Source organism: Marmoricola sp. RAF53 (assembly GCF_052114005.1).
GTDB lineage: Bacteria > Actinomycetota > Actinomycetes > Propionibacteriales > Nocardioidaceae > Marmoricola.
This window is the reverse complement of the sequence record NZ_JBFRDX010000026.1, coordinates 41,636-67,250: the sequence shown is the minus strand read 5'-3', so window position 1 is coordinate 67,250 and position 25,615 is coordinate 41,636. Positions and strand designations below refer to the sequence as shown.

The window sequence follows — 25,615 nt, the reverse complement described above, 5'->3', positions numbered from 1 at the left end:
CGACAAGCTGCTGCGCACCGAGAAGCGAACCAACCCTGGGGAGGTGAGGGTCAAGCGATCCCAGGCGCCCCAGCGACGTCCTAGAGTGCAAACGAGTGTCACGGATCAACCGAAGTAGATCTGTCACCCCTCAACCGAAGTACTTCAGGGGCACCCAGGTTTGATCCGAAACGTCCCCGGGTAAGAGCGGACCACCGGAAACGGGGCGTCGCTCCCCCGACGTCGATCCCTCCCAAGCCGCCCGTCTCGCCGTTCCGCACGCGACGAGACGGGCGGTTCCGCGTCCACGGCGGCAGGGCCGAACGGCTCCTCCCGGGTGGCGTCAAAGAACTACAGACACCTGCCCGATCGTCTCGGCACGATGTCCCCCGTACGCGCCGTCTCGTCTCCTGCCCCCAAGAGCCGAGACGGCGCGTCCCTCGTCCCGGCCGGACCGATCCGTTCCGCCGCAATTCACCCGGGACCCGGTGATCCGCACCACGGCGTACGCGTGTCGCGTCGAACCTGGGTCCGTCCCTCGCGTAGAAAGAGGGTGGGCCAGCGGAGTATGAGACCGCTGGCCCTACTACGTCCGGTCCCGGCCTACGGCCGGTAGGCGTCGATCTCGGCGCAGAGCCCGTCCTTGAAGGCGTCGTCGACGAAGGCAGCCCGGACCGCTGCCTTGGCCAGGTCCCGGATCCCGTCCTCGTCCAGGCCGAGCAGCTCGGCGGCGATCTCGTACTCGCGGTTGAGCGTCGTCGAGAACATCGGCGGGTCGTCGCTGTTCACGGTGACCACCACCCCGGCGTCGCGGAACGCGGTGATCGGGTGCTCGGCGAGGGTGGCCACCGCCCGGGTGGCGATGTTCGAGGACGGGCACACCTCGAGCGGGACGCCGGTCGCCGCCAGGTGTGCCAGCAGCTCCGGGTCCTGCGCCGCGGAGGTGCCGTGGCCGATCCTCTCGGCCCCGAGCAGGTTCAGCGCGTCCCAGATCGTCTCCGGCCCGGTGGTCTCCCCGGCGTGCGGGACGCTGTGGAGCCCGGCGGCCCGCGCCGCCGCGAAGTGCGGCTCGAACTGCGGCCGCGGTACGCCGACCTCGGGCCCGCCGAGCCCGAACGCCACCAGCCCGTCGGTCGGGTGGTTCAGCACGTAGCCGAGCGTGGCGTCGGCCGCCGGGACCCCGAACTCCCCCGGGATGTCGTAGATCCACTGCAGCCGCAGGCCGAAGTCGCGCTCGGCGGCGAGGCGGGCGTCCTCGATGGCCTCGCCGTAGGCCTCGATCGGGATCCCCGCGAGCACCGACGTGTACGGCGTGCAGGTGAGCTCGGCGTACCTCAGGTTCTGCCCCTCGGCCATCTCCCGGGCGACCTCGTAGGTGAGCAGGTGGATGTCCTCCGGGGTGCGGATCAGGTCCACCACCGCCAGGTAGACCTCGATGAAGTGCGCGAAGTCGCGGAAGGCGAAGAATTCGGCGAGCGCGTCCGGATCGCTCGGCACCGTCCCGGGGTGGCGCTCGGCGAGGGCCGCGACCGTGCGCGGCGACGCCGATCCGACGTGGTGGACGTGCAGCTCGGCCTTCGGGAGGCCGGCGATGAAGGCGCTCAGGTCGGTCATGACGCCATGGTGCCAGGGAGCGGCGGTGTCGAGACAGGCGCGGAGCGCCTTCCTCAACCGGCGTTGGTGACCGCGGTCTCGATCTGGCTGACCAGGTCCGGCACGCTCGTGCCGGTGAGCTGCTTGCCGTCGACCAGCACCGTCGGGGTGCCTTGGACCTGCGCCTCCTGCATCGCCTGGTCCGCGGCCGCGAAGAACGCGGTGTCGGTGGTCTTCAGGGCTGCGTCGATCTCCGGCCCCTTCGCCCCCGACTGCGCGACCATGTCGGCGATGTCGGCGTCGGTGACGCTCGCCGAGTCCGACTCGTAGGGCTGGTTGTCGTAGAGGATGTTGTGCAGCTTGAGGGCTTCCTCGGGCGTCCCGTGGGCGAGCACCGCGGCGAACGCGTTCAGCGCCTTGGCCGAGTAGGGCAGGTCGGTGAGCAGGTGGATCGGCCGGTACTCGACCTGGACCTTCCCGTCGGCCGCGTTCTCGCTGAGGAAGTCCCGGGTCTGCTGCTCCAGCTGGCGGCAGTAGGGACACTGGAAGTCTTCGTAGATCAGCACCTTCACCGGGGCGCTGTCGTCGCCGACGACGACCGAGCCGTCGCCCGCGGCGACCGTCGCGCTGGTGGTCGCGGAGGAATCCTTCTTGCCGCCGGAGGCGTACCAGGCGCCGCCGGCGACGATCGCGCCGAGGACGACCAGGATTCCGACGACGATCGCGAGCCGGCGGTTGCGCTCGCCGCGAGCCTGCTCCGCGCGCACCGCGGCCGCCCGCTCGGCGCGGCTCTGGTCACGATTCTGCTTCGACAAGGGTCGACTCCTCGGGCTCGGGGAACAGCAGGTTGTCGACGGCCAGCGGGGTCCGCGGCCGCCACACCAGGAACAGGGACAGCAGGAGCAGCCCGGTGTCGCGGGCGATCTCCCAGGGGTACTTCGAGAACGCGTCGGGGTCGTAGCCGCCGTCACCGAAGCAGCCGCAGTTGATCGCGATGCCCCGGCTCCACACCGACGCGATCCCGATGATGAAGGCGAGCTGCAGCACGGCCGAGACAGCTCCCGTGTACCGGGTCAGCAGGCCGAGCAGCAGACAGGCGCCGACGACGACCTCGAGCATCGGCAGCAGGTTGCCGACCGGCTCGGTCATCCCGATCGGAAGCAGCTGGTAGGAGCGGACCGCGGTGACGCTGGACGCCGGGTCGCCCACCTTGAGCAGGCCGGCGTACAGCCAGACGCCGCCCACGACGAGGCGCGCGAGAAGCCCGGACCAGCGCAACATGCTGCCACCCTAGAGATCCCTCCTGAGATCTCCGCAGGCTCCCCCTGAGACCGACCTGAGTAGGCTCCGGATCGTGAACGACCGACTCGTGTGGATCGACTGTGAGATGACCGGCCTCGACCTGGGCGCGGACGCGCTGATCGAGGTGGCGGCCCTGGTGACCGACTTCGAGCTGAACGTGCTCGGCGACGGGATCGACGTGGTGATCAAGCCGCCGGCCGAGGCGCTGGAGCAGATGGTCCCGTTCGTCCGCGAGATGCACATCAGGTCCGGGCTGCTCGAGGAGCTCGACGCGGGCACGACGATGGAGGACGCCCAGGCGCGGGTGCTCGCCTACATCAAGGAGCACTGCCCCGACGGCAGCCGCCCGCCGCTGGCCGGCAACACGGTCGCCACCGACCGGTCCTTCCTGGCCCGGGACATGCCCGAGCTGGAGGCGTTCCTGCACTACCGGATCGTCGACGTCTCCTCGATCAAGGAGCTCAGCCGGCGCTGGTACCCGCGCACCTACTACAACGCGCCGGCGAAGTCGGGCGGTCACCGCGCGCTCGCCGACATCCAGGAGAGCATCGAGGAGCTGCGCTTCTACCGCGAGGCCGTCTTCGTGCCCGCCCCCGGCCCGGACGGCGACGAGGCCCGCCGGATCGCCGCCCTGCACCAGGGCGCGCTCACCGGCGCGACGGTGCCCGAGGAGGCCTGAGGACCGGGTCTCCGGACCCGATTCGGAGCACCCGCCAACCTTCGGTACACTCATCCCTGCTCACGCCCCAGGCGTGGGTGATGGTGGGTATAGCTCAGCTGGTAGAGCGCCGCCTTGTGGTGGCGGATGTCGCGGGTTCGAGTCCCGTTACTCACCCTGGTGAAGGCTCCTCCGACACGGAGGGGCCTTCGTCGTTTCCGGATCCCGACGCCGTCGGTCAGTCCCGGATGTGAGCCAGGTCATAGCGGGGACGGCGTCACGTACGGCGGGCAACGCGGTCTTGGTGGCGAGACACCCCTCCCCTCCCAGGAGTCCGCCCTTGCCCAGCAACGAGACCGACCGCCCGCCTCCGCGCCACCGGCGCCCCGGCCGCGCCGTCAAGCGCGGGACCGGCCTGCCCGGCCGTCACCTGCCGACCGAGCCCATCACCTCCCGGGACTGCTCGTGCCCGCCCGGCTTCCACGAGTACGGCGCCCACGCACCCGGCCACCGCTCCGCGGGCGACGAGGCCCCGCCGCCGCCGGGTGCCTACCCGGTCGAGGACCTGGCCGCGATGAGCCCGGGAGCGGCGGAGCTGCTGCTGCACCGGGCGACCCAGGAGGCAGAGGCGGAGGTCGCGACCTACCCGCACATCGTGATCACCCGGGACATCGGAACCGGCGAGATCACCTACAGCGGGCCGTTCCCGAACGGCCTGGAGGCGCTCACGATGGCGCACCGGTTCGTGCACCAGAACAGGTTCGTCGACCCGCGCTGGTCGTTCACGTTGACCGTCGCGCCGCTCTTCCCGCACTGAGACCGCGCCAGCACGTCGCGCCCCGCGGCGCTCCCGGAGGTCAGCCCTCCTGGAGCGTCGTCGGCGCGCCGTGGACGCTCGGGATGGTGCCGAGCCGGCCCTTCTGGAAGTCCTCGTAGGCCTGCATCACCTCGGCCTTGGTGTTCATCACGAACGGACCGGCCCAGGCGACCGGCTCGCGGATCGGGCGGCCGCCGATGACCAGCACGTCGAAGGCGGGGGTCCGGCTGTCCTGACTCTTGGCCCCCTCGACGGTGACGAAGTCGCCGGCGCCGAGGACGGCCAGGTTGCCCATCCGCAACGGCTTCTGCTCCAGGCCGACCGAGCCGTGCCCGGACAGCACGTAGACGAGCGCGTTGTAGGTGTTGTCCCAGGGCAGGTCCAGCCGGGCGCCGGGTTCGACGGTGGCGTGCACCATCGTCATCGGCGTGTACGTCGACCCGGGACCGGTGGCCTCGCCGACGTTGCCGGCGATCACCCGGACGAGCGCGCCGGCGTCGGCCGAGGTGGCCAGGCCGACCTGCGCCGACCGGATGTCCTGGTAGTGCGGGGCGTTCCACTTGGCGTCCTTGGGCAGGTTCACCCAGAGCTGGATGCCGTGGAAGAGGCCGCCGGACTGGACGAGCCACTCCGGCGGGGCCTCGATGTGGAGCAGGCCGGAGCCGGCGGTCATCCACTGGGTGTCCCCGTTGGTGATGGTGCCGCCACCGCCGTGGCTGTCGTGGTGGTCGAAGACGCCGTCGATGATGTAGGTGACGGTCTCGAAGCCGCGGTGCGGGTGCCAGGGAGTGCCCTTCGGCTCTCCCGGCGCGTACTCGACCTCGCCCATCTGATCCATGTGGATGAAGGGGTCGAGGTCACGCAGGTCGACACCGGCGAAGGCCCGGCGTACCGGGAACCCCTCACCCTCGTAGCCCGAGGGGGCGTCGATGACCTGCTTGACAGGGCGGACCGTGTCACCGAGGCCCGGGACGGGCAGGCGGTGCAGCACGGTCAGGTCGTCCACGGTCACTGCTGGCATGACCTCGACGTTAGTTTAAGATTGAACTTTTTTCAAGACCCCTGGCGGCGGGAACCCGGAGGGCCGCTCAGGGGCAGACGCCGACCACCCAGACGTCGTCGGACTCGGACGCGTCGTGGTTGCGCGCCCAGGCCACGTCGAAGTCCATCCGCTCGCGGACGCCGTCGCGGAACGAGTGCACCACCACGGCATCCGCCGGCCGCCCCTCCGGCCAGTCGCGCGACGCCACGCACCCCGGGTGCGCGGCCGCGTCCCCTGCGGTCCACGAGGGCACCCGGACCGGCTCGCTGTCGGCCGGCGCGGCCAGCGGGTCGACCGCCATCACCTGCCCGACGAGCAGGGCACCGGCCACCGTCGAGAACAGCACCGTGCGCGGGACGAGCACGCGGACGACGTACGAGCTCAGCGGCCTGGGCCGTGGCCGTCGAAGGAAGAACATCCCGCCTCCCGGGTGCGTGTGCGGAGAACCCGTCAACGAGGCAGCGGCCGGGACGGTTATGTCCGGGTGACGCGCACCACGTGCCCGCCGACTACGGTGCTCAGATGAGTGCACGCCAGCAGAGCTACGACGTGGCGGTCGTGGGCGGGGGCCACAACGGGCTCACCGCCGCGGCCTACCTCGCCCGCGCCGGCCTCTCCGTCCTGGTCCTCGAACGGCTCGACCGGGTCGGCGGCGCCGCCGTCAGCGCGACCGCGTTCCCCGGCCTCGGCGCGCGGCTGTCGCGGTACTCCTACCTGGTCTCGCTGCTGCCGGAGAGCATCGTCGGCGACCTCGACCTCGACGTCGAGCTGCGATCCCGGTCGGTCGCGTCCTACTCCCCCACGGTGCGCGACGGCCGCCCGGTCGGCCTGCTGGTCGAGCACGACGAGGGACCGGCGACCCGCGAGTCGTTCCGGCGGCTGACCGGCGACGACCGCGAGTACGACGCCTGGCGACAGTTCTACGCCGACGTCGCCGGTGTCGCGACGCGGGTCGCGCCCACCCTCACCGAGCGCCTCGTCCCCGCCCGCGAGATGGCCGCCGGCATCGACCCCGGCACCTGGGCCGACCTCGTCGAGCACCCCCTCGGCGAGACGATCGAGAAGCGGTTCACCGACGACCTGGTCCGCGGCGTCGTCGCCACCGACGGCCTGATCGGCACCTTCGCCGACCTGCACGACCCCTCCCTGGCCCAGAACCGCTGCTTCCTCTACCACCTGATCGGCAACGGCACGGGAGAGTGGAAGGTCCCGGTCCGCGGCATGGGCGCGGTCAGCGACGCGCTCGCCCGCGCAGCCACGACCGCGGGCGCCGAGATCCTCACCTCGTCGGGCGTCTCCCGGATCGACGCCGACGACGACGGCGCCGAGGTCACCTGGCACGACGGCTCCCGGCACCACGCGGTGCGGGCCCGGTTCGTCCTCGGCAACGTCGCGCCGTGGGTCCTCGACATCCTGCTCGGGGCGCAGGCGGACCCGGCCACCAAGCCGTCGGGCGCCCAGCTGAAGATCAACTTCCTGCTCTCCCGGCTGCCCGGGCTCCGCTCCGGCGAGGACCCCCGCACCGCCTTCGCCGGCACCTTCCACGTCGCCGAGGGGTACGACGAGCTGCAGACGTCGTACGCCGAGGCGGCCGGTGGCCGGATCCCGACCCGCCCGCCGGGCGAGCTCTACTGCCACTCGCTCACCGACCCCTCGATCCTCGGCGAGCTGGCCGGCGCCGGCGCGCACACGCTGACCTACTTCGGACTGCACATGCCCGAGGCGCTGTTCGCCACCGACCCGGACGCGAAGCTCGAGGCGGTGCGCCGCGCGATCGAGACCATCGACGAGCACCTGACCGAGCCGCTGCTCTCCTGCGTGATGAGCACCCCGGACGGCCACCTCTGCGTGGAGGCGAAGACCCCGCAGGAGGTCGAGGACGACCTGGCGATGCCGGGCGGGCACATCTTCCACGGCGACCTGGCCTGGCCGTGGGCCTCGAACCGGGAGGCGCTGACCACGCCGCAACAGCAGTGGGGCGTCGCGACCGACATCGGCTCGGTGCTGCTCTGCGGCTCCGGAGCACGTCGGGGCGGGGCCGTCAGCGGCCTCGGCGGGCACAACGCCGCGCAGGCGGTCCTCGACCTCGGCTAACACGGGCGGTGAGGACGGACACAACGGGCGGATCCGATTTCTTCTCCGGCCCGGACGGCTGCTATCGTTCCACTCGCTTCACGCGCCATTAGCTCAATTGGCAGAGCAGCTGACTCTTAATCAGCGGGTTCGGGGTTCGAGTCCCTGATGGCGCACCACCACCGCACCAGCACCGCCAAGGCCACTCCTCCACGAGGGGTGGCCTTCGCAATTCCGGTGACCCACGGATGAACCCGGGACCACCTCCACGCGACACCGTGGCGGACACACCGTCCGAATGTGGCAGACCGCCGATCTGCGACAAGTGCGGCATGCGTTAACAGGAATGTCATCCCGGTTAGGCGAAACATCCTGGTTCCTCCCCATAGCCCCGTCGCGGGTGAGTCGTTGATCACCCCGTACCCGGCTCCGACACTCCGTCGTTCCGGATCCGATCTGCGAAGGAGGCGACCAATGTCCGGTCCTCGTTTCATCGTCAGCGGCTTCCTCATCGTGGCCTCGCTGGCCGTCTTCGTGTTCGCGATGCCGTCGACCCAGGCAGCCGACAACAGCAGCCGCGCCTCGAGCTCGTCGGCGACGGTCGCCCCGGTCAAGCAGGACACCGGCGACGCCGCCGCCTCGATCGGCAGCACGGCAGACCTTCCGGTCTGGCTGCTCCCGGCCGGCATCGCTGTGATGCTCGCCGGCATCGCCGTGGTCAGCACCGCGCGCCGGCGTACGGTCGCCTTCGCCTGAGAGCTCGCCTGAGACGTTCCGCGAGAAGCCCCCGGGTCCACCCGGGGGCTTCCGCGTTCCCGGGCCCGCTCCCAGGGCCGGTCGGCGACCCCGGGACCTACGTCCCGAATATCCCTATCAGGGCGGATAGTCCGCTTTAGGGCGTAACGCCCGATGTCGAGGCCTCGTTGACCCGGACGTCACGGTCAACCACGAAAGAGGGCCCCGAACCATGTCTGCTCCGCGCTTCCTCACCGGCGGTCTCGCCGCCGTCGCCGTCGCCTCGGCGCTCTCGCTCGCCGCGCCGGCGCACGCCGACGGGCTCGGCGACCGCCCCTGCGGTCAGCCGGGCGTCCCCGCGGTGTGGACCGACCCGGTCCTCCACCCCGCCCAGTACCTCGACGTCCCGGCGGTCACGCACCTGGAGTGGACCTGGGCCCGCGACGTCACCAGCACCGAGCTGGAGTTCGCCCGGGTCCTCACCTCGACCACCTGGTCGCGGGTCGTCCCCGGCCTCACCGAGTACCTCTTCACCCGCACGGTGATCGACCGGGCCGCCGTCCCCGCGATCCCCGCCGTCCCCGGCACCCCCGCGGTCCCCGGAACCCCGGCCCAGCCGGAGGTCGGCCACTGGGTGACCACCGTGCTCACACCGGCGGTGACGGTCTTCGAGGCCGAGTTCGTCCAGCAGTCCAACGGGAAGCTCCGCTGGGAGGACCCGGACTGGAAGACCCAGGGCTGGGACAAGACCGGCAACACCCGGGACCGCGTCGTCACCGACGCCGTCACCCGTCAGGACTGGGTCGTCGACGTCCCCGCGAAGCCCGCCGTCCCGGGCACCCCGGCGATCCCCGGCACGCCCGCCGTCCCCGCGGTGCCCCAGGCGTCGCACACCGAGTCGGCGTGGGCCACGACCGCGCCGGGCGGCGACTGGACCGGCCCGCAGGACTCGCGCCCCGGCGCCGACACCACCGAGACCGAGACCGTCGACGGCACCGACGCGCCCGCCGGCACCGGCTGGTCGCTGCAGAGCACCCACCACGACCTGGACCCGGACGACACCGCCTGGGGCGCCACCGCGCCCGACGGCTACGAGGCGACCGGCGGGGAGCGCAGCCGCACCGACCGCGAGACCGCTCCCGAGCCGTCCGCCACCGCGCCGGCAGGCGACGGGTGGGAGACCGTCGGCGACGCCGTCGAGGTGGTCGACCAGGCCGCGCAGCACCTGCTGATCTCCGCGGAGTACACCGACCCGGCCGTGCTGGTCACCCCCGAGCTCCCGCCGACCCAGCCGTGCACCGAGCCCCCGGTCCTGGTCCCGCCGACGACCGACGGCGGCGGCACCCAGACTCCGACCGACGAGGGCGGCACGACCGAGGGTGGCACGACCGAGGGCCCGGTGGCCGTGGCCTCCCCGGAGACCGCCACGAACGAGGGCGGCCAGGCGGCAGCGCCCGCGGCCGCGACGGTCCTGCCGAACACCGGCAACGAGGTCCCGGGCTGGATGGCCCCGGCCGGCATCGCGTCGCTCCTCCTCGGCGCCGTGGTCGTGCTCGGCTCCCGGCGCCGCGGCGCCCTGGACTGACGCTCCACGAGGCACCGTGGGCGGCCCCTTCCCTCCTGGGGGCCGCCCACGTCTGCTTCGCAGGAAACCGCCGAAGTCGACCAACCTGGTCTACTATCCCGGCTCATGAACCGTCGCCTGGTCACCGCCCTGTCCGCCGCGGCCGCGGCGCTCGCGCTCGCCGCGGCCGCCCTCGGACCGGCCGTCGCCTCGACGCCGGCGGTCCCGATCCCGCCGGACGCCCGCGACCTGCTGCTCGACGACTTCACCGGCACCCCGGCCGTGGCCCGGCCCTACCCCGCGCAGCGGATCCCGCAGCACCCGTTCATGGCGCGCAACGGCGGCAGCAACATCCACGACGACGCCTACCAGACCGACGCCTACAACCGGCGCGGGCCGCTGGGCCGCGACCTGAAGGTCACCAGCACCCTGTACGTCGGGCTCTGCGGCTCGGTGACCTTCGACCGCCGCGGCCGGATCGTCACCGTCTGCGTCACCCCCGGCGCGGTGACGCTGCGGCTGCTGGACCCGAAGTCGCTCGCCACCATCGCGAAGTTCGAGCTCCCGCCGCGCAAGGGCAAGGTCTCCTTCACCGACTTCTCCGGCGGCGGCTACTTCTACCTCGACCACCAGGACCGGGCCGTGGTCTCCACCTCGACCGGCCACCTGGTGACGATCGAAGTCACCGGCGACACCCTGACCAAGGTGCGTGACGTCGACCTCAGCGCAGCGACCCGCGGCTCCGGGATCCAGTCGGCGCTCCCGGACTGGGCCGGGCGGATCTGGTTCGTCACCCAGAGCGGCGTCGTCGGCCTGGTGACCCGGAGCGGCCAGGTCCGCGCGCAGAAGCTGCCCGCCGGCGAGACGATCGCGAACAGCTTCGCGATGGACGAGTCCGGCGGCGTCTTCATCGCCTCCACGCACGCGCTCTACCGGTACGACGCCCGCCGCGACCGGCCCGCGATCACCTGGCGCAAGGCCTACGACCGCGGCACCCGGGTCAAGCCCGGCCAGGTGAGCCGCGGCACCGGCACCACACCCACGCTGATCGGCTCCGCGAAGTCCCCCGGCGGCGGCTGGGTCGCGATCACCGACAACGCCGAGCCGCGGATGCACGTGGTGGTCTTCAAGCGCGGCAAGGCCGGCCCCGGCCGGGCGCTGTGCCGCCGGCCGGTCTTCGCGTCCGGCCGGGGCTCCGACGAGAACAGCCTGGTCTCGGTGCCCGGCGGGCTGATCGCCGAGAACAACTACGGCTACCTCGGCCCGCTCCAGAACGGCCTGGGCCGGATCCCCGACACCGAGCCCGGCGTCGCGCGGATCAAGGTCGACTACCGCCACGGCGGCTGCCGGACCGCCTGGGAGAACCGGACCGCGCGGATCCCGACCGTGGTGGCGAAGGCGAGCCTCGGCACCGGCCTGCTCTACGCCTACACCCACCCGACCGCGGCCGAGCTGGCCTGGAAGGTGCTCCCGGTGACCGGGACCCTCGCCCCCGACAGCTGGTACTTCACCGCGTTCGACCTGCGCACCGGCAAGCAGGTCTTCTCCCGGCTCACCGGCAGCGGGATCTTCTTCAACAACAACTACGCGCCGGTGACGCTCGGACCCGACGGAGCGGCGTACGTGGGGACGGTCGGCGGGCTCCTCCGGATCGCCGACGGCTCCTAGACGGACCGCCCGGCACGTCTCGCGGATCGGCAGCGGAACCCCCGTGCCGATGGGATGATCGGGCCAGCGAACCCGCGGCTTCCGGGACCGCTGCACGTCCCGGCCTGTCGGCCCGAACGGCCCGGTCCGCGCAGTTAGAGTGCGCGGACACCACACACGGAGGCGGCATGGGCAGACTTCAGGCGTTGCGCCTGGCCCTGGTCCTGGTCCTCGTGTTCACCCTCGGGCTGGCCTCCGCGGCGACCGCGCCGGCCGGCAGCCACATCGGCTACATGTGGCCGGTCGGCCTCTCCTCCGGCGCCCTGCTGATCACCCCGCGACGCTGGGTCCCGTACGTCGCCGCGCTGCTGCCGGCGCTGGCCTTCGCCACCTTCGCGATCGCCGCCTACCCGGTCGAGGTGGCCGCCGGCTACGGCCTCGGCATCACGCTGGAGGCGCTGGTCGCCCGCCACCTGCTGTCGGCCCGGAAGGCCCGGCGGCAGCGCCTGCTCGACACCGACGACTTCGGCCACTACCTGCTGGCCTGCGTCCTCGCCGCGCTCACCGGTGCCGTCGTCTTCGGCGTCACCGCGGCGCTGGCCGGCTTCGGCGTCGGCTGGGAGGTGGCGATCGCGGCGTTCACCACCCACCTGGCGAGCGAGCTGATCCTGCTCGGGCTCTTCCGCCGGCCGATCGGCCCCCAGGTGGGGTACGGCACCACCGAGCGGATCCTCGCCTGGACCACGACGATCACGGTCACGGTCCTGGCGTTCACCACGACCCAGGTGCCGAGCCTGGTGTTCCTGGTGATCCCCCCGCTGGGCTGGGTCGCGTTCCGGGCACCGATGCGCGAGGCGATGTACCAGCTGGTGACGGTCGCAGTCATCTCCAGCACGCTGAGCAAGGAGGGCGTCGGGCCGTTCTCCGACCCCTACCTGATGCGGCTGGACCCCGAGTTCCAGCACCTGCCCCAGCAGGCCTTCCTGCTCGCCTGCGCGATGGTCACGATCCCGTTCGCGATGGCGGTGGCGATGCAGCGGCGCAGCGCCGACCAGGCGATGCGCGAGCGCGCCCGCAGCGAACGCCTGGTGCAGAGCGCCCGCGGCATCGCGATCATCGGCACCGACGACCTGGGCCGGATCAACCTGTTCAGCCCGGCCGCCGAATCGATCCTGGGGTACACGCCCGAGGAGGTGTACGGGCAGTCCACCCGGATGTTCCACACCGACGCCGAGCTCGCCCGGCAGGCCAGGATCCTCGGCGTCGACCCGACGTACGTGTCGGTCGTCCGCGCCGCCGGGCAGCTGCCGCCGGGCACCGCGACGGACTGGCAGTTCGTGCGCAAGGACGGCATCGCGCGGACGCTGTCGACGATCCTCAGCCCGATCACCGACGACCTCGGCCGGTTCGTCGGCTACGTCGCCACCGGCGACGACATCACCGACCGGATCGAGGCCCAGGAGGCCCTGGAGAAGGCGCTGAAGACCGAGCGCCGCGCGGTCGCCCGCCTCATCGAGGTGGACCAGGTCAAGGACGCCTTCATCTCCTCGGTCAGCCACGAGCTGCGCACACCGATCACCAACATCGTCGGCTACCTCGAGCTCCTCCTCGACGGCGTGTACGGCGAGCCGATGCCGGCCCAGGTGGACGCGATGGCCCGGATCGACCAGAACAGCCGGCGGCTGCTCACCCTGATCGACGACCTGCTCACCCTGTCCAGCCTGGAGAACGTCGACCAGCGCCGCAGCACGGGCGAGGTGGACCTGACCGAGGTGATCACCCGCGCGATGGAAGTGGTCCGCCCGACCCTGCTGCGCCGCGAGCTGGCCTTCGACGTCGAGCTGCCGGACGAGCCCGTGGTGATCGTCGGGCACGCCGGCGAGCTCGAGCGGCTCGTCATCAACCTGGCCACGAACGCCGTCAAGTTCACCCCCGACGGCGGCCGGATCGTGGTCCGGCTGCTCGCGGCGGACGAGCACCGCGGCCCGGTGATCGAGGTGCAGGACACCGGGATCGGCATCCCCGCCGAGGCGGGCGCGCAGCTGTTCACCCGCTTCTTCCGGACCGACGACGCGCACGCGTACGCGGTGCCCGGAAGCGGCCTCGGCCTCTCGATCGCGAAGGCGATCACCGACAAGCACGCGGGCGAGATCGAGGCGCAGTCGGTGTACGGCGAGGGCTCGGTCTTCCGGGTGACACTCCCGGGGACGGCCGTGCGGCGGGTGGTGGCGTCGTGATCAAGTACCTGGGCTCGAAGCGGCTCCTCGTCGGCGTCCTCGGCGACATCGCCGAGGCGGTCGGCGCCCGGACGGCGCTGGACCTCTTCACCGGCACCACCCGGGTCGCCCAGGAGCTCAAGCGCCGCGGGCTGCACGTCACGGCGGCCGACGTGGCGTCGTACTCGGCGGTGTTCAGCGACTGCTACGTCGCCACCGACGCCGCCCGGGTGGACCTCGCCGAGCTCGACGACGCGCTGGCCGCGCTGGCCGCCGTCCCCGGAGTGCGGGGGTACGTCACCGAGACCTTCTGCGAGCGGTCCCGGTACTTCCAGCCGCACAACGGGATGCGGATCGACGCGATCCGGGACGCGATCGAGGAGCGGTACCCGACCAGCCCGCTCCGCCCGGTCCTGCTCACCGCGCTCCTGGACGCGGCCGACCGGGTGGACTCGACCACCGGCCTGCAGATGGCCTACCTGAAGTCCTGGTCGCCGCGCTCGTACGACGCGCTGAGCCTGCGCCGCCCGGACCTGCTCCCCGGCGCCGGGCGGACCGTCCACGGCGACGCGCTGGCGACGGCGACGGCGGTGCCGCGGGTCGACCTGGCATACCTGGACCCGCCGTACAACCAGCACCGCTACTTCACGAACTACCACGTCTGGGAGACCCTGGTCCGCTGGGACGCCCCCGAGCACTACGGGATCGCCTGCAAGCGGGTGGACGCGCGCGACGACGGCACCAAGAGCGTCTTCAACCGGAAGCGGGAGATGCCGCTGGCGCTGGAGCAGCTGATCTCCTCGGTCGACGCCGAGGTCGTGGTCGTCTCCTACAACGACGAGTCGTGGGTGACCGCCGAGCAGATGACCGGGTGGCTGCGCGACGCCGGCCACGAGGAGGTCGGCGTGCTGGGCTTCGAGTCGCGCCGGTACGTCGGCGCCCGGATCGGCATCTTCAACGGCGACGGCAAGAAGGTCGGCCGGGTCGGGCGGTTGCACAACACCGAGCTCGTCTTCGTGGCCGGTCCGGCCGCGAAGGTGGCCGCCGCGCTGGAGACCGGCCGGCTGGCCGCGCCGGCCTGATCGTCCTAGAGGTAGAGCCCGGTCGGGCTGTCGCCGAGACGGTCGGCCGCGACCGCGTGGATGTCACGCTCGCGCAGCACGATGTAGAGCTCGCCGTTGACCTCGACCTCGGCCTTCTCCTCGGGGTCGAAGAGGACCCGGTCGTCGACCTGGACCGAGCGCACCAGGGACCCGATCCCGACGACCCGGCACCAGGCCAACCGCTTGCCGCCCATCGCGGCGGTGGCCGGGATGAGGATGCCGCCGCTCGACTTCCGCTCCCCGGCCTCCTTGTCGAGGGCGACCAGGACGCGGTCGTGCAGCATCCGGATGGGGGTGCGGTCCCCCGAGGCGTCCGTCGCGGACGCGGTGGTGCGCTTGCTCACGTGCCTGTCAGCCGACGATCTTGCGGAGGAGCTTGGCCGCGACGATGACGGCGACGACGCCGCCGACGACCTTGACGATGTTCTCGGTGCGCGGGCCGTTCTCGTCCACGAAGTAGGCCTTGAACTGGTTGGCCTCACGCTTCGCGATCGTCTTCGGGCTCGTCCGGTAGGCGAGCTGGTCGATCGTCGAGGCCAGTCGCGCTCGGGTGATCTCGACGTCGTTCTCGAGTGAACCCAGGTTCTTGTCGGCCACAGCCACTCCTCCAGTCGGTACTGACCGGCAGAACGTTACCGTGTCGCCCATGACGCGACTGACCCCCGGTGACCCGGCCCCCGACTTCACCCTCCCCACCGACGACGGCGGCTCGGTCCACCTCGCGGACCTGCGCGGCGGCAAGGTGATCGTGTACTTCTACCCGGCCGCGATGACCCCGGGCTGCACGAAGCAGGCCTGCGACTTCAGCGACAACATCGCCTCGCTCAAGTCGGCCGGGTACACCGTCGTCGGCATCTCCCCCGACAAGCCGGAGAAGCTCGCGAAGTTCCGCGAGCGCGACGGCCTGACCATCACCCCCCCCCCCCCCCCCCCCCCCCCCCCACGACTCCCTAGACTTTGCGGTTGAGCGCCCGTAGCCCAACGGCAGAGGCACACCGTTTAGGTCGGTGACAGTGTGAGTTCGAATCTCACCGGGCGTACTCAACCGAGGATCTCGGCGACCACCGGGGCGATCGCCCGCAGCGAGCGGCCGCGGTGGGAGATGGCGTCCTTGGCCTCGGCGGTCATCTCCGCCGAGGTGAGGTCGCCGTCCTGGTCGTCGGGGACGAAGAGCACGTCGTAGCCGAAGCCGCCGGTGCCGCGGAGCTCCCGGATCACCCGGCCGCGCATGGCGCCCTCGACGACGCGCTCGACCGGGGTGCCGTCGGGCCCGGGGACGACCAGCGCGACGGCGCAGCGGAACTCCGCCCCGCGGCGCTCGTCGGGGACGTCCTCGAGCTGGGCGAGCAGCAGGGCGTTGTTGCGGGCGTCATCCTTGGGCGGTCCGGACCAGCGCGCCGAGAGCACACCCGGCATCCCGTTGAGCGCGTCGACGCAGAGCCCGCTGTCGTCGGCCAGCGACGGCAGCCCGGTCACGGCCAAGCCGGCGCGCGCCTTCACCAGCGCGTTTCCGGCGAAGTCGGGCTGGTCCTCCACCGGCTCCTCGTACGCCGCCACGTCGTCGAGCCCGAGCACCTTCAGCCCCGGCATCGTCGCGCCGAGGATCCGCTCCATCTCGGCGATCTTCTTGGCGTTGCGGGACGCGAGGAAGATCCGCCGGGGGTGGGCCTCAGGCACTCAGGGCCTCCTGCTGGAGCCGGGTCAGGTCCGCGCAGCCCTTCTCGGCGAGCGCGAGCAACGCGTCCAGCTCGGAGCGCACGAACGGCGCGCCCTCGGCGGTGCCCTGGACCTCGATGAACGCGCCGGCGCCGTTCATCACCACGTTCATGTCGGTCTCCGCCCGGACGTCCTCCTCGTAGGGCAGGTCGAGCCGCGGGACGCCGTCGATGATGCCGACCGAGACCGCCGCCACCGAGCCGATCAGCGGGTCGCCTGCCAGCGCGCCCTCGCCCTTGAGGTGGGCGACCGCGTCGGCCAGCGCGACGTACGCGCCGGTGATCGCCGCCGTCCGGGTGCCGCCGTCGGCCTGGAGCACGTCGCAGTCGAGCACGATCGTGTTCTCGCCGAGCGCCTTGTAGTCGACGACCGCGCGCAGCGAGCGGCCGATCAGCCGGGAGATCTCGTGGGTGCGGCCACCGATCCGGCCCTTGACCGACTCGCGGTCCGACCGGGTGTTGGTGGCCGACGGGAGCATCGCGTACTCGGCGGTGACCCAGCCGAGACCGGAGCCCTTCCGCCAGCGCGGGACGCCGATCGACGCGGACGCGGCGCACAGCACCCTGGTCCGGCCGAACTCCACGAGCACCGAGCCGGCCGGGTGGTCCTGCCAGTTCCGGGTGAAGGTGATCGGGCGGAGTTCGTCGTCGGCGCGGCCGTCAGCTCGGGTCATGCAGCGAGCCTAGGCAATGTTGCTCCGGACGGCGCGACGGGGTGGCACCCGAGAGGGCACCACCCCGTCGTCCCGTGCCCTCGGGAGGGAGGGCGCGTCTTTCGGGCCGGGAGCTACTTGAGCTCGGCGCGGAGCATCCGCCAGGCGCCGAGGACGAACGGGATGATGACCCAGATCGTCCCGGTGACCAGGAGCTGCGCCCATTCCTGCCCGGTCGGGTTCCCGGAGTCGAAGAACGGCCCCTGAGCGGTGCCGAAGTCGATCCAGGCGGCCTTGTCGGCCAGGAAGCTCCACACGTTCGCGATGATCGAGAAGACCGTCGGCAGGATGAAGTACAGGACGATCGCGGCGGCACTGTTGAGGAACAGCAGACCGAAGGCGAGGCCCTGAAGGATGCCCGCGACCTGGATGATCCCGAACTTCACGAAGTCCATCGGGCCGACGTCGGTCAGCGCGCCCGAGGGCCCGAAGACGACCGTCGCCACCGCCGCCACGGCGATCGCCACGAGGAAGGCCGCCAGCCCGATCAGCAGCGCGGCGTACACCTTCGCGGCGAGCACCTTGCCGCGGCGCGGCTCCAGCGCGAAGGTCACCATCGCGGTCCGCTGGCCCCACTCCTGGGTGACCAGCAGGATGCCCATCACGGGGAGCAGGAACCCCTGGGGAGCACCGGCGAACTGCATGAAGTTCAGGAAGGTCTGCTCCGAGTCGCCCGCGGCGAACCCGAAGATCGTCACCGCGATCACGGTGACCGCGGCCATCGTGATCATCAGCCACATGCCGGCCCGGGTGTCGACCATCTTGCGGAGCTCGACCTTGACCAGCCGGCTCATCGGCACGTGCGGCGTCGCGCTCACGTCGAGCGTCGCGGCGTAGGTGGTGGTGCTCATGCCTGGACTCCGTTCTGGGTCGCACCCGGCTGCGTCGCTCCGGGAAGGGCCTCGCGGGCGTCGCTCGCGGTCAGCTCGAGGAACATCTCCTCCAGGCCGGCCCCGTCGGCCGGCCGGAGCTCGGACAGGACGACGCCGGCGGCGGCGGCCACCCGGCCGATGTCGATCGGGTCGACCTCCGCGCGGTACCCGCCGTCGCCCGACGGGATCGCCTTGATGCCGGCCTCGGACAGCGCCGCGGTCAGCTTCTCCGGGCTCTCCGGCCGCACGAACGTGCCGGCGGTCTGGAGCAGCTCCGCCTTGGTGCCCTGGGCGACGATCCGGCCGCTGCCGATGAGCACCAGCTCGTCGGCGATCATCTCGACCTCGTGCAGCAGGTGCGAGGAGAGCAGCACGGTGCCGCCGCGCTCGGCGTAGTGCCGCAGCAGGCTCCGCATCCAGTGGATGCCGGCCGGGTCCAGGCCGYTGGCCGGCTCGTCCAGGATCAGCACCGACGGGTCCCCGATCAGGGCGTTCGCGATGCCGAGCCGCTGGCGCATGCCGAGCGAGTAGTTCTTGACCCGGCGCTTGGACTCCTTGTCGTTGAGCCCGACGAGCTCGAGCATCTCGTCGACCCGCTTCTCCTCCAGCCCCATGGTGAGGGCGGTCAGGGTGAGCACCTCGCGGCCGGTGCGGCCGGCGTGCTGCGCGGAAGCGTCGAGCAGGACGCCGACGTGGCGTCCCGGGTTGGGGATGTCGGCGTACCGGTGCCCCCCGATGGTGGCGGTCCCGCGGTCCGGCGGGGTCAGCCCCACCATGATCCGCATGCTCGTCGACTTGCCGGCCCCGTTCGGTCCCAGGAACCCGGTCACGCGACCGGCCTGGGCGACGAAGGACACGTCGTCGACGGCGGTGAACTCGCCGTAGCGCTTGGTGACTCCCTCGAGCTTGATCATGGACCCCAGCCTGCCGGACGCCCCTGCCCCGCACATCGGCCCGGGGGCTCGGGATGACCCCGACCAAAGTAGGGGGCACCCGGGACCCCGCCACGACCCCGGACGCTGGTACGACGCCCGTCCGGATCCCTAGCCTGGGAGCGTGCTCGACGCCGACCCGCAGGACTACAACCCGCCGCTGACCCGCTGGGGTCACCTGTGGCGCACCGTCCTGTGCCTGGCGGTGTCCGGCCTGGCCTGGTGGGAGCTCCTGCCGCAGCAGTGGAACCACCACCCGGGCCTGTTCTGGCTGGACCTGGCCGGGGGCGTGGCGTCGTTCGTGCTGGTCTTCTTCCGGCGGCGCTGGCCGTTCGGGGTGGCGATGGCGATCACCGTGATCGGGCTCTTCTCGGCCTCGGCGGCGGGCCCCGGCGTGCTGGCGTACGTGTCGCTGGCGACGCGGCGGCGGATCCCGCAGATCCTGGCGGTCGGGGCGACCAGCGTGGTCGTCGGCCAGGTCTTCTACGCCTACCAGCCGGATCCGAGTGCCGACCCGTTCTGGCTGAACATCTTCATCGGGATCCTGCTCGCGGTCGCGTTCGCGACGTTCGGCATGTACATCGGTTCGCGCCGCGAGCTGATCTGGACGCTGCAGGAGCGTGCCCGGCAGGCCGAGGCCGAGCAGGAGCTGCGGATGGACCAGGCCCGGTCGGCCGAGCGGGAGCGGATCGCCCGGGAGATGCACGACGTGCTCGCGCACCGGATCTCGCTGGTCACGATGCACGCCGGCGCGCTCGCCTACCGGACCGACCTGCCGCCCGAGCAGGTCCGCGAGACCGCCGAGCTGATCCAGGCCAAGGCCCACGAGGCGCTCACCGACCTCCGCCAGGTGCTCGGCGTTCTCCGTGCCGACGACCGCGGGACCCCCGGCACCGGCGACCGCCCGCAGCCGACCCTCGACGACCTGGCGCGGTTGCTGGAGGAGTCCCGGGACGGCGGCATGGTCGTCGACCTCGCCGACGGGCTGGCCGGGCGCCAGCCGGCGGAACAGGTGGGCCGGACGCTGTACCGGATCGTCCAGGAGGGCCTCACCAACGCCCGCAAGCACGCCCCGCGCACGCACGTGACGGTCCGGCTCGACGGCGACCCGGAGTCGGGGGCGACCGTGGTCGTCCGCAACGCCAAACCGGTCGGCGTGAGCCGTTCGACCACGCCGGGGTCCGGGCTCGGCCTGGTCGGCCTGCGCGAGCGGGCCGCGCTCGCCGGCGGGACACTCGTCGTGGAGGACACCCGGGACGCGTTCGTGCTGCGAGGCTGGTTGCCGTGGAGCCCGACGACCCCGTGAACGACGACCCCGTGAACGACGACACCGTGATCAAGATCCTCATCGTCGACGACGACCCGCTGGTCCGCAGCGGGCTGGCGCTGATCCTCGGCGGCACCCCGACCCTGGACGTGGTGGCGCAGGCCGGCAACGGCGCCGAGGGGCTGGCCGCGATCGACGAGCACTCCCCCGACGTCGTCCTGATGGACATCCGGATGCCGGTGATGGACGGCCTCCAGGCCACCGAGGAGCTCGCCGCGCGCACCGACCCGCCGCGGGTGATCGTCCTGACCACGTTCGACGCCGACGAGTACGTGATGCGCGCGCTGGCGGCCGGGGCGAGCGGGTTCCTGCTCAAGGACACCGCCCCGACGGCGATCGTCGACGCGATCCACCGGGTGGCCGCGGGCGAGCCGATGCTCTCCCCGAGCGTCACCACGACGCTGATCCAGCAGGTCACCCAGCTCGCGCCGGAGCGGTCGACCGCCGCGCTCGCCCGGCTGGACCGGTTGACCGAGCGGGAGCGCGAGGTCGCGGTCGCGGTCGGCCGCGGACTGAGCAACGCCGAGATCGCGGCCGAGCTCTACCTGAGCGTGCCGACGGTGAAGGCGCACATCTCCCGGCTGTTCACCAAGCTCGACGTCGAGAACCGGGTGCAGATCGCGCTGTGCGTGCACGACGCCGGCTTGGAGTAGCGGCTAGATGAGGTACGTCTTGCCGGGTTCGGCGAGCTCGACGTCGCCGTCGTAGGTGAGCTTCGACTCGGCGAGGGCGACCTGCGGGTCGTACCAGGGCGGCACGTGGGTGAGCACCAGCCGCCTGGCCGCGGCCGCGCTGGCCATCCGGCCGGCCTCGGCGCCGGTCAGGTGCAGGTCGGGCGGGTTGTCCGAGCCCTCGATGAAGGAGGCCTCGCAGAGGAAGAGGTCGGCGTCGCGCGCGGTCTCCACCAGGGCGTCGCAGGTGCCGGTGTCCCCGGAGTAGGCGAGCGCGCGTCCGTCGGCCTCGATCCGCAGCCCGTACGCCGTCACCGGGTGCGCCACCTCGCGCGCGGTCACCGTGAACGGCCCGACGGTGAACGTCTCCTCGGGGTAGAGCAGGAAGTCGAACTCCTCGTTCATGCCCGGGTCCTCGTCGAGGTCGTAGGCCTTCGCCATCCGGCGGGCGGTGTCCACCGGGCCCCACACCGGGATCTTCGGCTGCGCGCCGGTCGGGTGGTAGCGGCGCAGCACGTAGAACCCGCAGAGGTCGAGGCAGTGGTCGGCGTGCAGGTGCGAGAGCAGGACCGCGTCGACACTCGCCGGGTCGATGTAGCGGTGCAGGACGCCGAGCGCACCGCTGCCCATGTCGACGAGCACGCGCCACAGCCGGCCCTCGTGCTCGGACTCGAGCAGGTAGCAGCTCGCCGGGGAGTCAGGTCCGGGGTAGGAGCCGGAGGCCCCGATTACGGTCAGCCTCATGCTTCACCCCGGGAACGCCACACGCCCCGGACGCCGCGAGGCGCGCCGGGGAGGACCGGGATGACGAGGTGAGCGACCGCCACGCGCCCCAGGCTAGTGGTCCGGAGCCGTTTTGGGAGCGACCCGCGACAGACATCACTCCGGCACCCTCACACGCGCGCGCGACGTGCCTGGGCGAGCCCGAGGACGAAGACGACCAGCCCGGCGACCGCGAGGCCGGCACCCACCAGGCTCGGCGCGCGGTACCCGTGGCCGGCCGCGATGACGACCGAGCCGAGCCAGGCGCCGAGACCGTTGGCGACGTTGAGCGCCGAGTGGTTCAGCGCCGCGCCGAGCATCTGGGCGTCGCCGGCGGCGTGCATCAGCCGCAGCTGCAGGTTGATCGCCAGCACCGACCCGAGGACGCCGGTGACCCCGACGAGCACCCAGAGCGCCGCCGGGAGGCCGGCCAGCGACGCGACCAGCAGCAGCACGACGGCGGTGGCGACGAAGCCGCCGACGACCGAGCGCTCCACGTCCCAGTCGGCCAGCCGGCCGGCGAGCCAGGCGCCGAGGACCGAGCCGATGCCGAAGGCGAGCAGGAACCACGGGATCGCCGACCGCCCGAGGTCCGCGACGTCGGTGACCAGCGGCGCCACGTAGCTGTACATCGCGAAGATGCCGCCGAAGCCGATCATGCCGGCGGTGATCGCGAACAGGACCTGGGGCCGCTTGAGCGCGCGCAGCTCGCGGCGCACGGTGGCGGTCGGGTCCCCCGGCGTACCGGGGACGAAGCAGAGCAGGCCGACCGCGGTGACCACCGTGATGCCCAGCACCAGCCAGTACGCGCTGCGCCAGCCGAGGCCCTGCCCGAGCCAGGTGCTCGCCGGGACGCCGATGACGGTCGCCACCGACAACCCCAGCATCACGCCGCTCACGGCACGGCCCTTGCGCTCGGCGGGCACCAGCGAGGCCGCGATCAGCGACGCGACGCCGAAGTAGGCGCCGTGCGGGATCCCGGCGATGAACCGGGCCACCATCAGCTGGTCGTAGCCCTGGGCGAGCGCGGTGACGGCGTTGCCGAGGCCGAGCGCGAGCACCAGCCCGACGGCCAGGCCGCGGCGCGGCAGCCGCGCGCCGAGCGCGACGATGACCGGCGCGCCGACCACGACGCCGAGCGCGTACGCCGTGATCACGTGGCCGGTGGTCGGGATCGACGCCCCGATGCCGTGCGCGATCTCCGGCAGCAGCCCCATCGTCACGAACTCGGTGGTGCCGATCGCGAACCCCCCGAGGGCGAGCGCCACGATCGCCAGCGCGGCGCGCCGCGGGTCGACGGGTGCCGCGGCCCCGGCGACCGGGGACGGCTGGTCGACCTTCCGGGTGACCGTCTGGGCGTCGTCGAGGGTGCTCACCCCAGGACAAGCCGACACGGGGCCAGAACATTCCAGGGCCAGAACATTCCGGGACCAGAACATTCCGGCCCGGAACGTTGACCCCTGCCGGTGGAGGAGTGTTTGATCACACAGGTCAGGGGCAGTGCGGCTCGATCAGTCCGCTGCCCGTCTCGGTGCAAAAGGACAACTACATGTCTCGGACAGGACGACCTCTCGGGTGGGCGCTCGCCGCCACAGCCGCCCTCCTCACCACCACAGCCCTCAGCGGAACCGCCGCCTTCGCCGACCCGCCCGGCCCCGGCTCCCCTCACGGGAAGAGCGCCGGCAAGGGCGCCGACACCCGCAACGTCGGGCCCGACTACAACCAGGGCAAGGCGCTCAAGCTCGCGCGCACGCCGCAGTCCAAGCTGGCCACCGGCCGCTCCTCCGCCTCGGCGAAGGCGAACGCCGCAGCCGCCGATCCCACCGTCGGGACGACCAAGACCTGGCTCGCCCTCAACGACGTCACCAGCCAGATCGGCCTGAAGAACTACACGCTGCGCGGGATCGGCGACCACATCCAGGTGTGGGTCGCGAACGACACCTCGTTCCCGAGCGGCGACTGCCGCAACACCCTCGGGCTGGCGGCCGTCACCGACGCCCAGGTCTCGAGCTTCGTGCACGAGTTCGACACGAACATCTACCCCTCGGAGTCGGCGACCTTCTCCACCCCGCCGAACCGTGACGGCACCGGCGGAGCCGACCTCGCCGGACAGGTCGGCCTGCCCGAGGACTACTGGAAGGTCGACGCCTCCCAGTCCGACGACATCGTGGTCCTGGTCGACAACGTCAAGGACGCGAACTACTACGACCCGGGCACCCCGGACGGCCAGACCTACATCGCCGGGTTCTTCTACTCGGTGTTCAACGAGTACGTCGACCGCAACGTGATGACGATCGACGCCTACGACTGGCTGCACCGCACCGGCGCGACCCCGCCGGACGACAGCGCCGACCCGGCGTACGTGGCCTGCGCGGCCGACCAGGGCTCGAACCGCCCGTACGGCGCCGCGAAGCCGCACCTGTACGAGGGCACCTTCGCGCACGAGTACCAGCACCTGCTCGAGTACTACGTCGACCCGGACGAGCTGTCCTGGATCAACGAGGGCCTCTCCGACTGGGCGCAGACCCTGGTCGGGTACGTCGACCCGTCGATCGCGCCCGACCAGCCCGGCGCGGACAGCCACCTCGCCTGCATCCAGGGCTTCGCCGCCCCGGCCTTCGGCGGCGCGGAGAACTCGCTGACCCGCTGGAGCGACCAGGGCGGCCCGGAGATCCTCTGCGACTACGGCGCGGCGTACAGCTTCATGGAGTACCTCGCCAGCCACTACGGCAAGAAGTTCATGAGCGCCCTGCACACCAACCCGGGCAACGGGCTGGTCGGCCTGGACGCGGTGCTGAAGAAGTTCCACGCCGGCACCACCGCCCAGCAGACCATCCACGACTGGGCCGCCGCGCTCGCGCTGGACTCGGTCTCGGGCAAGAAGGGTCCGCACGGCGCGAAGCCGTGGGCGCTCCAGATCGCGTCGATGAACGCGAAGATCAACTGGGACAACCCGCAGGACTACGACAGCCCGGGCGCCCCGCCGAACGGCTCGGACTACGTCCGGCTGCGCAAGGCGAACGGCGCCTACCTGTCGGCCCGTGACCTGAACAAGGTGACCTTCTCCGGCGCCAAGGGCCTCGAGCCGACGCCGGTGGAGTGGACCGAGGAGGCCACCCCGCCGGACGCGACCACGGCCGCGACCACCTGTGGTGACGTCGGCGCCGGTGGCGGTCCCGCCGCGCTGTACTCCGGCTGCGGCGAGAACCTCGACCGATCCCTGGTCCGCTCGGTGGCCGTGCCGGCGACCGGCGCGAGCCTGACGTTCGACGCCCTCTGGGACACCGAGGAGGCGTGGGACTTCGCGGCTGTGCAGGTCTCGACCGACGGCGGCAAGACCTGGAAGAGCCTGGCGACGGCGGACACGACGTCCGACCACGACCCGGGCGCCGACCCGGCGGTCGTCGCGCAGCTGCCCGGCTTCACCGGTGACAGCGGTACCTGGGAGTCCGAGACCGCGGACCTGTCGGCGTACGCCGGCAAGACCGTCCTGCTCGGCTTCCGCTACCTCACCGACGCGGGCGTCAACGAGGCCGGCTTCTGGGTGCGCAACATCGCCGTCGGCGGCACCGCACTGCCGAGCACCCTGGCCGGGTGGCAGACGATCACCCAGGTGAGCCCGGTCAAGGTGGCCGGCTTCACCGTCCAGCTCGTCGGGTACGACGCCGCGGGCCACGCCTGGTACAAGCGCCTGAAGCTGGACCGGAACTTCAACGGCACCCTCGCCGGGCGCGCGCTCCAGCGCGGTCTCGGCAAGAAGGCGACCGTCGTGTCCGCGATCGTCACCTACGACGACCCGACCGAGACCAGCGCCCAGTACGCGCGCTACTCGCTGAAGGCCAACGGGGTCCTGCAGCCGGGAGGCTGAGAAATGCGCAGGGCGGTGACTCCGGT

General features: G+C 71.9%; 24 protein-coding genes, 3 tRNA genes and 1 pseudogene. 15 read left to right on the top strand and 13 right to left on the bottom strand.

Translation table 11 applies throughout. From position 1 onward, the window contains the following. Positions 1-582 precede the first annotated feature (582 nt). The 3 genes from AB4Y76_RS18490 to AB4Y76_RS18480 are packed head-to-tail and all read right to left on the bottom strand — an operon-like array spanning position 583 to position 2,853. The gene (locus AB4Y76_RS18490; RefSeq protein WP_441927958.1) at positions 583-1,593 is read right to left on the bottom strand and encodes an adenosine deaminase; all 1,011 of its coding nucleotides are present in this window, start codon (positions 1,591-1,593) and stop codon (positions 583-585) included. Between the two features lie 53 nt (positions 1,594-1,646). Next, a complete protein-coding gene (locus tag AB4Y76_RS18485; RefSeq protein WP_441927956.1) occupies positions 1,647-2,387 on the bottom strand; it encodes a thioredoxin domain-containing protein in 741 nt (246 codons plus the stop codon). Continuing rightward, a complete protein-coding gene (locus AB4Y76_RS18480) occupies positions 2,368-2,853 on the bottom strand; it encodes a DoxX family protein (RefSeq protein ID WP_441927954.1) in 486 nt (161 codons plus the stop codon). Before AB4Y76_RS18480 ends, AB4Y76_RS18485 begins: the two co-directional genes overlap by 20 nt. 73 nt (positions 2,854-2,926) lie before the next feature. On the opposite strand from AB4Y76_RS18480, the gene orn reads away from it, so the two are divergent. From orn to AB4Y76_RS18465, 3 genes are all read left to right on the top strand, one after another. Then, the gene (orn, locus tag AB4Y76_RS18475; RefSeq protein ID WP_441927952.1) at positions 2,927-3,553 is read left to right on the top strand and encodes an oligoribonuclease; all 627 of its coding nucleotides are present in this window, start codon (positions 2,927-2,929) and stop codon (positions 3,551-3,553) included. An 83-nt stretch (positions 3,554-3,636) separates the two neighbouring features. Beyond that, positions 3,637-3,709, top strand: a tRNA-His gene (locus AB4Y76_RS18470). 163 nt (positions 3,710-3,872) lie between these two features. Further along, positions 3,873-4,349, top strand: a complete 477-nt coding sequence (locus tag AB4Y76_RS18465) for a hypothetical protein (RefSeq protein WP_441927950.1) — start codon at positions 3,873-3,875, stop codon at positions 4,347-4,349. A 40-nt stretch (positions 4,350-4,389) separates the two neighbouring features. Here AB4Y76_RS18465 and AB4Y76_RS18460 read toward each other — a convergent pair whose 3' ends face one another. After that, positions 4,390-5,370: a pirin family protein gene (locus AB4Y76_RS18460; RefSeq protein WP_441927948.1), complete on the bottom strand. Its 981-nt coding sequence runs from the start codon at positions 5,368-5,370 to the stop codon at positions 4,390-4,392. A gap of 67 nt (positions 5,371-5,437) precedes the next feature. Next, positions 5,438-5,809, bottom strand: coding sequence for a hypothetical protein (locus tag AB4Y76_RS18455; RefSeq protein ID WP_441927946.1), 372 nt, complete (start codon positions 5,807-5,809; stop codon positions 5,438-5,440). Positions 5,810-5,913: 104 nt separating this feature from the next. Between AB4Y76_RS18455 and AB4Y76_RS18450 the strand changes: the two genes are divergently transcribed. The 7 genes from AB4Y76_RS18450 (at position 5,914) to AB4Y76_RS18420 (ending at position 14,708) form a co-directional block, all read left to right on the top strand. Continuing rightward, the gene (locus AB4Y76_RS18450; RefSeq protein WP_441927944.1) at positions 5,914-7,485 is read left to right on the top strand and encodes a phytoene desaturase family protein; all 1,572 of its coding nucleotides are present in this window, start codon (positions 5,914-5,916) and stop codon (positions 7,483-7,485) included. Positions 7,486-7,567: 82 nt separating this feature from the next. After that, a tRNA-Lys gene (locus tag AB4Y76_RS18445) sits at positions 7,568-7,643 on the top strand. 295 nt (positions 7,644-7,938) lie between these two features. Next, complete coding sequence (locus tag AB4Y76_RS18440) at positions 7,939-8,220, top strand: hypothetical protein (RefSeq protein ID WP_441927942.1); 282 nt, start codon at positions 7,939-7,941, stop codon at positions 8,218-8,220. A gap of 211 nt (positions 8,221-8,431) precedes the next feature. Then, the gene (locus tag AB4Y76_RS18435; RefSeq protein ID WP_441927941.1) at positions 8,432-9,784 is read left to right on the top strand and encodes an LPXTG cell wall anchor domain-containing protein; all 1,353 of its coding nucleotides are present in this window, start codon (positions 8,432-8,434) and stop codon (positions 9,782-9,784) included. A gap of 105 nt (positions 9,785-9,889) precedes the next feature. Continuing rightward, positions 9,890-11,431: a hypothetical protein gene (locus tag AB4Y76_RS18430; protein ID WP_441927939.1), complete on the top strand. Its 1,542-nt coding sequence runs from the start codon at positions 9,890-9,892 to the stop codon at positions 11,429-11,431. A 167-nt stretch (positions 11,432-11,598) separates the two neighbouring features. Next, on the top strand, positions 11,599-13,647 hold the full coding sequence (locus AB4Y76_RS18425; protein WP_441927937.1) for an ATP-binding protein: 2,049 nt from the start codon (positions 11,599-11,601) through the stop codon (positions 13,645-13,647). Further along, on the top strand, positions 13,644-14,708 hold the full coding sequence (locus AB4Y76_RS18420) for a DNA adenine methylase (RefSeq protein WP_441927935.1): 1,065 nt from the start codon (positions 13,644-13,646) through the stop codon (positions 14,706-14,708). Before AB4Y76_RS18425 ends, AB4Y76_RS18420 begins: the two co-directional genes overlap by 4 nt. Before the next feature lie 5 nt (positions 14,709-14,713). Here the strand turns inward: AB4Y76_RS18420 and AB4Y76_RS18415 are convergent, their stop codons facing one another. Then, the gene (locus tag AB4Y76_RS18415; protein WP_441927962.1) at positions 14,714-15,013 is read right to left on the bottom strand and encodes a GroES family chaperonin; all 300 of its coding nucleotides are present in this window, start codon (positions 15,011-15,013) and stop codon (positions 14,714-14,716) included. 67 nt (positions 15,014-15,080) lie between these two features. Further along, positions 15,081-15,326, bottom strand: a complete 246-nt coding sequence (locus AB4Y76_RS18410; protein ID WP_441927933.1) for a DUF3618 domain-containing protein — start codon at positions 15,324-15,326, stop codon at positions 15,081-15,083. 49 nt (positions 15,327-15,375) lie between these two features. Here AB4Y76_RS18410 and AB4Y76_RS18405 point away from each other — a divergent pair. Together AB4Y76_RS18405 and AB4Y76_RS18400 are read left to right on the top strand one after the other, a co-directional pair. Further along, a pseudogene (locus AB4Y76_RS18405) lies at positions 15,376-15,642 on the top strand (redoxin domain-containing protein); the annotation flags it as partial. Positions 15,643-15,696: 54 nt separating this feature from the next. Then, a tRNA-Leu gene (locus AB4Y76_RS18400) sits at positions 15,697-15,769 on the top strand. 1 nt (position 15,770) lies between these two features. On the opposite strand, the gene AB4Y76_RS18395 is transcribed toward AB4Y76_RS18400, so the two are convergent. The 4 genes from AB4Y76_RS18395 to AB4Y76_RS18380 all read right to left on the bottom strand — a co-directional run bounded on the left by AB4Y76_RS18395 (position 15,771) and on the right by AB4Y76_RS18380 (position 18,943). Continuing rightward, positions 15,771-16,406, bottom strand: coding sequence for a non-canonical purine NTP pyrophosphatase (locus AB4Y76_RS18395; RefSeq protein ID WP_441927932.1), 636 nt, complete (start codon positions 16,404-16,406; stop codon positions 15,771-15,773). Further along, complete coding sequence (gene rph, locus AB4Y76_RS18390) at positions 16,399-17,118, bottom strand: ribonuclease PH (protein WP_441927930.1); 720 nt, start codon at positions 17,116-17,118, stop codon at positions 16,399-16,401. Before rph ends, AB4Y76_RS18395 begins: the two co-directional genes overlap by 8 nt. A gap of 113 nt (positions 17,119-17,231) precedes the next feature. Next, entirely contained in the window at positions 17,232-18,008 is a 777-nt protein-coding gene (locus tag AB4Y76_RS18385; RefSeq protein WP_441927928.1) for an ABC transporter permease, read from the bottom strand. Continuing rightward, on the bottom strand, positions 18,005-18,943 hold the full coding sequence (locus AB4Y76_RS18380; RefSeq protein WP_441927926.1) for an ABC transporter ATP-binding protein: 939 nt from the start codon (positions 18,941-18,943) through the stop codon (positions 18,005-18,007). The genes AB4Y76_RS18385 and AB4Y76_RS18380 overlap by 4 nt, the downstream gene beginning before the upstream one ends. A 142-nt stretch (positions 18,944-19,085) precedes the next feature. Here AB4Y76_RS18380 and AB4Y76_RS18375 point away from each other — a divergent pair, with 142 nt between their 5' ends. Continuing rightward, entirely contained in the window at positions 19,086-20,267 is a 1,182-nt protein-coding gene (locus tag AB4Y76_RS18375; RefSeq protein WP_441927924.1) for a sensor histidine kinase, read from the top strand. After that, a complete protein-coding gene (locus AB4Y76_RS18370) occupies positions 20,246-20,941 on the top strand; it encodes a response regulator (protein WP_441927922.1) in 696 nt (231 codons plus the stop codon). Before AB4Y76_RS18375 ends, AB4Y76_RS18370 begins: the two co-directional genes overlap by 22 nt. Before the next feature lie 3 nt (positions 20,942-20,944). Here AB4Y76_RS18370 and AB4Y76_RS18365 read toward each other — a convergent pair whose 3' ends face one another. Further along, on the bottom strand, positions 20,945-21,703 hold the full coding sequence (locus tag AB4Y76_RS18365) for an MBL fold metallo-hydrolase (RefSeq protein WP_441927920.1): 759 nt from the start codon (positions 21,701-21,703) through the stop codon (positions 20,945-20,947). A gap of 149 nt (positions 21,704-21,852) precedes the next feature. Then, positions 21,853-23,097: an MFS transporter gene (locus AB4Y76_RS18360; protein ID WP_441927918.1), complete on the bottom strand. Its 1,245-nt coding sequence runs from the start codon at positions 23,095-23,097 to the stop codon at positions 21,853-21,855. Between the two features lie 173 nt (positions 23,098-23,270). Here AB4Y76_RS18360 and AB4Y76_RS18355 point away from each other — a divergent pair, with 173 nt between their 5' ends. Next, positions 23,271-25,589 (top strand): choice-of-anchor J domain-containing protein, encoded by a 2,319-nt coding sequence (locus AB4Y76_RS18355; protein WP_441927916.1) that lies wholly within the window; start codon positions 23,271-23,273, stop codon positions 25,587-25,589. The last annotated feature ends 26 nt before the right edge of the window (positions 25,590-25,615 follow it).

Bases quoted from the DNA above. Each gene is read 5' to 3' on its own strand.
- AB4Y76_RS18490 (WP_441927958.1), bottom strand. From the start codon at position 1,593: ATGACCGACCTGAGCGCCTTCATCGCCGGCCTCCCGAAGGCCGAGCTG.
- AB4Y76_RS18480 (WP_441927954.1), bottom strand. From the start codon at position 2,853: ATGTTGCGCTGGTCCGGGCTTCTCGCGCGCCTCGTCGTGGGCGGCGTC.
- AB4Y76_RS18460 (WP_441927948.1), bottom strand. From the start codon at position 5,370: ATGCCAGCAGTGACCGTGGACGACCTGACCGTGCTGCACCGCCTGCCC.
- AB4Y76_RS18455 (WP_441927946.1), bottom strand. From the start codon at position 5,809: ATGTTCTTCCTTCGACGGCCACGGCCCAGGCCGCTGAGCTCGTACGTC.
- AB4Y76_RS18450 (WP_441927944.1), top strand. From the start codon at position 5,914: ATGAGTGCACGCCAGCAGAGCTACGACGTGGCGGTCGTGGGCGGGGGC.
- AB4Y76_RS18440 (WP_441927942.1), top strand. From the start codon at position 7,939: ATGTCCGGTCCTCGTTTCATCGTCAGCGGCTTCCTCATCGTGGCCTCG.
- AB4Y76_RS18435 (WP_441927941.1), top strand. From the start codon at position 8,432: ATGTCTGCTCCGCGCTTCCTCACCGGCGGTCTCGCCGCCGTCGCCGTC.
- AB4Y76_RS18430 (WP_441927939.1), top strand. From the start codon at position 9,890: ATGAACCGTCGCCTGGTCACCGCCCTGTCCGCCGCGGCCGCGGCGCTC.
- AB4Y76_RS18425 (WP_441927937.1), top strand. From the start codon at position 11,599: ATGGGCAGACTTCAGGCGTTGCGCCTGGCCCTGGTCCTGGTCCTCGTG.
- AB4Y76_RS18415 (WP_441927962.1), bottom strand. From the start codon at position 15,013: ATGCTGCACGACCGCGTCCTGGTCGCCCTCGACAAGGAGGCCGGGGAG.
- rph (WP_441927930.1), bottom strand. From the start codon at position 17,118: ATGACCCGAGCTGACGGCCGCGCCGACGACGAACTCCGCCCGATCACC.
- AB4Y76_RS18385 (WP_441927928.1), bottom strand. From the start codon at position 18,008: ATGAGCACCACCACCTACGCCGCGACGCTCGACGTGAGCGCGACGCCG.
- AB4Y76_RS18365 (WP_441927920.1), bottom strand. From the start codon at position 21,703: ATGAGGCTGACCGTAATCGGGGCCTCCGGCTCCTACCCCGGACCTGAC.
- AB4Y76_RS18355 (WP_441927916.1), top strand. From the start codon at position 23,271: ATGTCTCGGACAGGACGACCTCTCGGGTGGGCGCTCGCCGCCACAGCC.